Raw genomic sequence first — 378 nt, 5'->3', positions numbered from 1 at the left:
TGCAGGGTTTCGAGATAGGGACGGGCTACGGTTCGTACATCCCTTCTATGGAGGGATTTCTGCCCCAGAATATAGAGCCCGATGCCCAGGACATAGCGGTTGCCGTTTACCTTAGCGATAAGGCCATGACCGACAAGACTGGAGACATAGCGCGACGTGGTTGGCTGGCCTAGCCCGACCTCGCGGGCAATCATCGACAGCGACATCGGCTGGTCCGCCCGTTCGAGAACGCGCAGAACGGCAACCGCCCGATCGACGGCGTCGAAACGGGCACTCTTCTGCTCAGCGGTGGCAAGGTCGGTGGGCAAGATCGCTCCGGCGAATCTCCATGACAATCGCCCTCTTGGTGCTCCAAGAAGAGGTTGCCGTCAATTAAGG

The 378-nt window shown here is 59.3% G+C and carries 1 protein-coding gene; it reads right to left on the bottom strand.

Translation table 11 applies throughout. The annotated features are described in order from the left end of the window. Positions 1 to 308: helix-turn-helix domain-containing protein (locus tag EN780_RS38510; RefSeq protein ID WP_245500345.1), on the bottom strand; the 308-nt coding region annotated here is incomplete at its 3' end. Positions 309 to 378 lie beyond the last annotated feature (70 nt).

The organism is Mesorhizobium sp. M4B.F.Ca.ET.089.01.1.1 (genome assembly GCF_004022605.1).
GTDB classification, from domain to species: domain Bacteria; phylum Pseudomonadota; class Alphaproteobacteria; order Rhizobiales; family Rhizobiaceae; genus Mesorhizobium; species Mesorhizobium abyssinicae.
This window is presented reverse-complemented; position numbering and strand designations above follow the sequence as displayed.